Origin of the sequence: Pseudonocardia pini (assembly GCF_013870575.1) — a bacterium.
GTDB classification, from domain to species: Bacteria; Actinomycetota; Actinomycetes; order Mycobacteriales; family Pseudonocardiaceae; genus Pseudonocardia; species Pseudonocardia pini.
In genome coordinates, this window is sequence record NZ_JACBXB010000500.1 from 1 (window position 1) to 4,140 (window position 4,140).

Consider the following 4,140-nt stretch of genomic DNA (forward strand, 5'->3'; position numbering starts at 1 on the left):
GCACCGACCGCGGCGAGCACGAGCAGGCCGCGCAGCACGGTTCGGAACCCAGGGAGGGAACGCTCTCGCTCGAGGACCGCCACGGTGCGCCAACGATCGGGCGGTCGCCGGGGGAGCGGCCCGCCACCCGAGGGTGCGTCACTCGGATGGAGTAGTTACACGGTGTGTATTCGTCCGGCCCTCAGGCGGGGTCGCGCTGGACCGGGCAGGACATGCACCGCGGGCCGCCACGGCCCCGGCCGAGCTCGCCGCCCGGGATGTCCAGCACCTCGATGCCCTGTCGGCGCAGGTAGGCGTTGGTGGTCACGTTCCGCTCGTAGGTCACGACGACCCCGGGTGAGACGGCGAGCAGGTTGCAGCCGTCGTCCCACTGCTCCCGCTCGGCGGCGTGCACGTCCTGCTCGGTGGTGAGCACCCTGATGTCGTCCAGTCCCACCGCGGCGGCGATGGCCTTGTGCATGTCCTCGGGCCGATGGTCGGTCATGACCATCTCCTTGGCCGGGTCGTCCATGTCGCCCGGCTCCACGGTGTAGGCCGGGAGCATGCCGAGGCCCGCGTACTTCACGAAGGTCCCCGGGTCCACCATGGTCATCACGGTGTCCAGGTGCATCAGCGCGCGCACCTCCGGCATCCGCAGCGCCACGATCCGGTTCACCTCGCCGCCGGCGAACAGCGACCGCGCCAGCCGCTCGACGCCCGCGGGGCGGGTCCGCTCGCTCATCCCGATGAGCACCGCCCCGCCGCCGAGGACCAGCACGTCCCCGCCCTCGACGGTGGCCGGCCCGTTGGCCGAGCCCTCGGACCAGATCTCGAAGCCGCCGTCGGCGAACAGCGGGTGCCACCGGTAGATCGCCTCGTAGTGCACCGTCTCGCGCATCCGGGCGTGCTTGCGCATGGAGTTGATCGCGACCCCGCCGTGGATCCAAGCGGTGGTGTCGCGTGTGTACAGGTGGTTGGGCAGCGGCTCGAGGACGAACTCGTCCGGCCCCAGGACGTGGAACGCGACCGACCGCGGCTCCTCGATCCGGTCGAGCACCTCGCGCTTGGTGATCCCGCCGATCATGTGCTCGGTCAGGGTGTCCACGTCCATCGCGTCGAACATGTTCCGCAGCGCGTCGACGGCGAGGGGGCCGTAGATGCGGTCGTCGAAGATCAGGTCCAGCGCGTGGGCCTTGGCCTCCGGCAGGGCGAGGGTCTCGCGCAGCAGCCGGTCGAACAGGTGGACGGTGACCCCGCGCTCGCGCAGCACCTCGGCGAACCGGTCGTGCTCCTCCTGGGCCCGGCGGACCCACAGCACGTCGTCGAACAGCAGCTGGTCCTTGTTCGACGGGGTGAGCCGCTTGAGCTCGAGGCCCGGCCGGTGCAGCAGGACCTGGCGCAGCGTGCCGACCTCGGAATCCACCCGGTACATGTGGACCATCCTGGTCGAAGATGTGCGAGTGCGGTGGGATTCGCTCGATGAAAGCCTCGTGACGTTGCTGCTGGCCGACAGCAGGCGCAGCTTCGCCGACCTCGGGTCCGAGGTCGGCCTGTCCGCGTCGGCCGTGAAGCGGCGGGTCGACCGGCTGCGGGCCGACGGCGTGATCACCGCGTTCACCCTGCGCCTGGACCCGGCGGCGCTGGGCTGGACGGTGGAGGGGTACGTCGAGCTGTACTGCAGGCCGTCCACGCCGCCGGGCGCGATCCGGAAGGCGGTCGAGGGGCTGGCCGAGGTGGTCGACGCGAGCACGGTGTCCGGGGACGCCGATGCGCTCGTCCGGATCCTGGCCGCCGACATGCGGCACTTCGAGCGGGTGCTGGAGCAGATCGGGGCCGAGGGATTCGTGGAGCGGACCAAGTCCGTGCTGGTCCTGTCCCCGCTGATCCGACGGCCCCCGCCGACCATGCACTGAAACGACGTTGTGCAGCTCGTTCGCGCAACGATCGTGCGCAGATGGGCAACGGACGGCGATTGTGGGCGCCTCACGACCCTCTTTACCGTTGCAGCCAGTCCCGATGGTGTGACTGCCCGCATCGTGAGGGAGGCCCTGTGACCAGCGTTCTCACCCGTCCCGAGCTCACTCCTGATCGCACTCCCACCCGCAGGCACTACGTCATGTGCCCGCCCACGTACTTCGCCGTCGAGTACGCGATCAACCCCTGGATGCAGCCGGGGATCGCCGTCGACCGCGAGCTGGCCCTGGCGCAGTGGGACACCCTGCGCCGCACCTATCTCGAGCTCGGTCACGAGGTGACCGTGGTGGACCCGGTCCCGGGGCTGCCGGACATGGTCTACGCGGCGAACGCCGCCACGATCGTCGACGGCCGGGTGTACGGCGCCCGGTTCCGGTACGCCGAGCGGGTCCCCGAGGCCGCCGCCTTCCGGGGGTCGCTCCCCGGCACCTACTGCGAGCCGAGCTTCGTCAACGAGGGGGAGGGCGACCTCCTGGTGGCCGGCGACGTCGTCCTCGCGGGCACCGGGTTCCGCACCGACCCCAGGGCGCACGCCGAGGCCGCGCGCGTGCTGCGCCGCCCGGTGATCGGGCTGGAGCTCGTCGACCCGCGCTACTACCACCTGGACACCGCCCTCGCGGTGCTCGGCGACCACGACGTCGCCTACCTGCCGGAGGCCTTCTCGCCGCGCTCGCGGGGCATCCTCGCCGGCCGCTACCCGGAGGCGCTCGTCGCGTCGCCGGTCGACGCCGCCGTGCTCGGCCTCAACGCGGTGTCCGACGGCGCGCACGTCGTCCTGCCCGCCGCCGCGACCGGGCTGGCGGCGGCCCTGCGCGACCGCGGGTACACACCCGTCGGCGTCGACCTGTCCGAGCTGCTCAAGGGCGGTGGCGGACCCAAGTGCTGCACGCTGGAGGTGCGCGCGTGACCACTCTGCCGCTGCTGGGCCCCCACTCCACCCCGGTGGAGTCGCCCACCGTCCATCACGAACGCCTGGTCGCCGAGCACTCGGCGCACAACTACCGCCCGCTGCCGGTCGTGATCGCGCACGGCGAGGGGGCCTGGGTGACCGACGTCGAGGGACGGCGGTACCTGGACCTGCTCGCGGGCTACTCGGCGCTGAACTTCGGACACTCGAACCCCGACCTGCTCGCCGCCGCGCACGCCCAGCTCGACCGCGTGACGCTGACCAGCCGTGCCTTCGGCAACGACCAGCTCGGGCCCTTCTGCGCCGAGCTGTCCGCCCTGCTTGGCAAGGACCTGGTCCTGCCGATGAACACCGGCGCCGAGGCCGTCGAGACCGGGCTGAAGGTGGCCCGCAAGTGGGGCTACGAGGTGAAGGGCGTGCCCGCGGACCGCGCCCGGGTCGTCGTGGCCGCGGAGGGCTTCCACGGCCGGACGATCTCGGTGGTGTCGTTCTCCACCGACCCCGAGGCCCGCGGCGGGTTCGGCCCGTTCACCCCGGGCTTCGACGTGGTGCCCTACGGCGACGCGGAGGCCCTGCGCGCCGCGATGACGGACGAGACGGTCGCCGTCCTGCTGGAGCCCGTCCAGGGCGAGGCGGGCGTGATCGTGCCGCCGGCGGGCTACCTCGCGGACGTCCGGTCGCTGTGCACGGCGGCGAACGTGCTCTTCGTGGCGGACGAGGTGCAGTCCGGCCTGGGGCGCACCGGCCACGTGCTCGCCACCCGCGCCGAGGGCGTGGACGCCGACGTCTACCTGCTCGGCAAGGCCCTCGGCGGCGGGGTGCTCCCGGTGTCGGCCGTGGTGGCGGACCGGGACGTGCTGGGTGTGCTGCGCCCCGGCCAGCACGGCTCGACCTTCGGCGGCAACCCGCTGGCGTGCGCGGTGGGCCGCGCGGTCGTCCGGCTGCTGGAGGAGGGCTCGGTACTGTCGCACACCCGCACGCTCGGGGCGGTGCTGCACGAGCGGCTCCGGGGGATGCGCGGGCTGACGGCGGTCCGCGGCCGCGGGCTGTGGGCCGGGATCGACGTCGACCCGGCGCTCGGGACGGGGCGCGAGGTGAGCGAGCGCCTGGCCCGCGCCGGGGTCCTGACGAAGGACACGCACGGCCCCACCCTCCGCCTCGCCCCGCCGCTGGTGATCAGTGAGCCCGACCTGCACCTGGCTTTGGACACCCTGGAGCACACCCTGCGGGGGTGAGGGTGCGGTGGGGGCGCGCTGTGATCGCACGTTTCGTGCTCTCAG

Annotated in this window: 4 protein-coding genes; 3 read left to right on the forward strand and 1 reads right to left on the reverse strand. The window is 72.6% G+C overall.

Annotated features, from left to right (window positions below; all coding sequences use genetic code 11):
• Positions 1-181 precede the first annotated feature (181 nt).
• Positions 182-1,411 (reverse strand): arginine deiminase, encoded by a 1,230-nt coding sequence (locus tag H5J29_RS23295; protein WP_181783173.1) that lies wholly within the window; start codon positions 1,409-1,411, stop codon positions 182-184.
• Between H5J29_RS23295 and H5J29_RS23300 the strand changes: the two genes are divergently transcribed.
• From H5J29_RS23300 to rocD, 3 genes are all read left to right on the forward strand, one after another.
• A complete protein-coding gene (locus tag H5J29_RS23300) occupies positions 1,410-1,892 on the forward strand; it encodes an Lrp/AsnC family transcriptional regulator (protein ID WP_220187814.1) in 483 nt (160 codons plus the stop codon). The two genes, H5J29_RS23295 and H5J29_RS23300, sit on opposite strands and share 2 nt — an antisense overlap.
• Before the next feature lie 137 nt (positions 1,893-2,029).
• Positions 2,030-2,860 carry a dimethylargininase gene (gene ddaH, locus H5J29_RS23305; RefSeq protein WP_376768564.1) on the forward strand — a complete coding sequence of 277 codons (831 nt, stop codon included), beginning with the start codon at positions 2,030-2,032 and terminating at the stop codon, positions 2,858-2,860.
• Between the two features lie 35 nt (positions 2,861-2,895).
• Entirely contained in the window at positions 2,896-4,095 is a 1,200-nt protein-coding gene (rocD, locus tag H5J29_RS23310; RefSeq protein ID WP_181783176.1) for an ornithine--oxo-acid transaminase, read from the forward strand.
• The last annotated feature ends 45 nt before the right edge of the window (positions 4,096-4,140 follow it).

Excerpts from the sequence above, each read along its gene's own strand:
- H5J29_RS23300 (WP_220187814.1), top strand. The coding sequence starts at position 1,410 with ATGTGGACCATCCTGGTCGAAGATGTGCGAGTGCGGTGGGATTCGCTC.
- H5J29_RS23295 (WP_181783173.1), bottom strand. The coding sequence starts at position 1,411 with ATGTACCGGGTGGATTCCGAGGTCGGCACGCTGCGCCAGGTCCTGCTG.